This window comes from Streptococcus sp. DD11, assembly GCF_001578865.1.
Classification (GTDB): domain Bacteria; phylum Bacillota; class Bacilli; order Lactobacillales; family Streptococcaceae; genus Streptococcus; species Streptococcus panodentis.
Window position 1 is genome coordinate 58,519 of the sequence record NZ_KQ969396.1, and the last position, 2,894, is coordinate 61,412.

At 52.3% G+C, this 2,894-nt stretch carries 3 protein-coding genes; all 3 read right to left on the bottom strand.

From position 1 onward, the window contains the following. On the bottom strand, positions 1-424 hold a 424-nt coding region (locus tag STRDD11_RS14570; RefSeq protein WP_241209399.1), incomplete at its 3' end, for a pyrroline-5-carboxylate reductase family protein. Between the two features lie 2 nt (positions 425-426). Further along, a complete protein-coding gene (locus tag STRDD11_RS09735; protein WP_128837163.1) occupies positions 427-1,689 on the bottom strand; it encodes a glutamate-5-semialdehyde dehydrogenase in 1,263 nt (420 codons plus the stop codon). Between the two features lie 9 nt (positions 1,690-1,698). Next, positions 1,699-2,808 (bottom strand): glutamate 5-kinase, encoded by a 1,110-nt coding sequence (proB, locus tag STRDD11_RS09740; protein ID WP_128837164.1) that lies wholly within the window; start codon positions 2,806-2,808, stop codon positions 1,699-1,701. Positions 2,809-2,894: the final 86 nt, after the last annotated feature.

Genomic DNA, 2,894 nt, shown 5'->3' on the forward strand with positions numbered 1-2,894 from the left:
CATCCGCTTGACCCGCTAACTCGGACAAGGCATAGGTGATAACACCCTCGCCAACAGCCACAGGCGTATTGGGCATGATCCGAATCCAGCGATGCTGCTTAGGAGTCAGCTTTTCCAAGGTCGCCAAAGGCAGACCGGCCGCCATGGAAACCAACAGGAGAGGCTCTCTCTTCTTTAAAACAGTCTCATAATCCGCCAGCAAGGCTGCATACTGAGCCGGCTTGACGCCCAGAAAAACCACGTCTGCCTGAGCAAACACTTGGGCATTGCTGGCTGGCTGGCCGCCAGCTTCTGCTGCCAGCTTCTCAGCCTTTTCCTGACTGCGGTTGGCCAGCAGCATCCCATCTCTATATCTGTCATCTTGAGCGACCAAGCGGGCCAAGCTGCCGCCCATATTGCCCAAACCGATAAATCCAATCTTCATTATTATTCCCTCACCTGACCTGTTCCTTGAATAACATACTTATAAGAAGTCAGCTCTCTCAGTCCCATCGGACCTCTGGCATGCAGTTTCTGAGTGGAAATGCCCATTTCACAGCCCAGACCGAATTGGCCGCCGTCGGTAAAGCGGGTAGAGGCATTGACATAGACCGCTGCGCTGTCCACCTGTTCAGTGAAGTAAGCAGCAGCTGCAGCATTTTCTGTCACAATGGCATCCGAATGATGGGTACTGTGGGCTTCGATATGCTCGACCGCTTCCTCCAGCGAAGAAACTAGCTTGACCGCTAAGACATAGTCCAAAAATTCGGTATCAAAATCTTCTGGTTTAGCTTGTGTTCCTGAGATATACTGAGCTGCTTTCTCATCCAGACGCAGTTGGACTGGCGCAAGCCCTGCAGCCTCACGGTCCGTCACCAAGGCTTTCTGCAAAGACGGCAAGAAGTCAGCTGCGAGGGCTTCGTGAACCAGCAATACCTCCATTGCATTGCAGACAGAAGGACGGCTGATCTTGGCATTTTCAACGATTGCCAGCGCCTTGGTCTGGTCCGCATCCTTGTCGACATAGACATGAACAATGCCTGTACCTGTCTCAATGACGGGCACAGTCGCATTTTCCACAACCGCCTGAATCAAGCCAGCGCCACCTCGGGGAATGAGCAGATCCAGATAGCCCTTGGCCTTCATCAGGGCATAGCTGGAGTCACGGCTGGTATCTTCAATTAACTGAATGACTTCCGGATTGATAGCTGTTTCCGCTAGCCCTTTCTTGAGCGCTGTGACGATGGCATGTGCGGATTTGTAGGCATCCTTTCCGCTGCGCAAGACGACTGCATTTCCGCTTTTAAGAGCCAAGACAGCCGCATCAGAGGTGACATTGGGCCGGCTTTCGTAGATAATGCCAATCACGCCCATGGCCACCCGTTTTTTGGTGATTTCCAGCCCATTTTCCAGCTGGCTGGTCTCCAAGACTTCCCCGATGGGGTCTGGCAGCTTCGCCACCTCACGGATCCCCTCTGCCATGGCCTTAATTCGTCCTTCATCCAGATAAAGCCGGTCCAGCATGACATCTGAAATCTTCCCCTTAGCTGCTGCCATGTCCTGAGCATTGGCTGCCAAGATGTCCGCCCGAGCCTGCCAAAGCTGGTCAGCCATAGCCAGCAAGGCTCGGTTTTTCAGCTCAGTGCTGGCTGTGTTGATGGATTTTTTGACGGCCTTGGCCGTTTCAAACTGTTCTTGTGTCGTTACCATTTCTCACCTCTAAAATTCTGTAAAGAGCAGCTGGATTTCAGGTGTGATAGAAATCCAATCATCGCGATGAATGAGCACCCCCCTGGCCTTTTGCGATTGGAGCATGTCTTTCACAGCTGAATAGCCAAATTGCACACGCCCCTTGCCCAGAGATTCCCCCGTTTCCTTATCATAGACAGTGACAATGTCATGGTAGGAAAAATGCCCCTCAATTTCGACAACACCTGATAAAAGCAGGCTCTTGCCATTTTCAGATAATGCGGCAGCGGCACCTCGGTCCACATATATTGCCCCCTGACTTCTGGCATAAAAAGCCAGCCACTGCTTCTGCGTTTTCAGCCCCTTCTTTTGGGCAATGAAATAGGAGCCGTCTTCCTGCTGGTTTGCCGCCTCTAGCAGGGCATCTTCCTTTAATGAGGAGCAAATATAAACCGGCACGCCTGATTCCGTCGCAATTGTAGCGGCTTTAATCTTGGTCAGCATGCCGCCCGTTCCATTGTTGGAGCCTGCTCCGCCAGCCATCTCAATGATATTGGGCGTAATATTCTCAATAACATGCAACCGTTCAGCCTCAGGGTTGACAGCTGGATTGGCCGTATAGACACCATCTACATCCGTCAGCAGGACCAGCAGATCCGCCTGTACCATAGCTGCCACTTGGGCGCTGAGAGTATCATTATCGCCAACCTTCAATTCTTCTATGGAGACCGTGTCATTTTCATTGATGATGGGAATAGCTCCGCGGTTGAGCAGGACCGACAGGGCCTGATGGGCATTCTGATAGCGGCGCTTGTCGGCAAAATCATCCTGAGTCAGCAGGATCTGGGCAGAGACAATTTTCTTGAGCAGCAGATTAGCCGTGTACTCCTCCAAAAGCAGGCCCTGCCCCACCGCAGCCGAAGCCTGCTTGTCGGCGATTTTCGCAGGCCGTTTTTTAAAGCCCAAGGCCCCAAAACCCGCTGCAATGGCTCCGGATGAAACTAAAATCAGCTCATGCCCCGCCTCATGCAGGACAGCCAGCTGGTGGGTGATGGACCGTACCTTGGCCCGCGACAGACTGCCGTCTGGATTGGTCAGTGAGCTGGTTCCCACCTTAAATACAATACGCTTTGCTTTCATAGACAACTCTTTCTTGCTTATGCTCAATGAAAATCATCAGCCAACCAGGCAGGAGCAGACAGGCTGGCAGCAGCTGCTCATTCTGT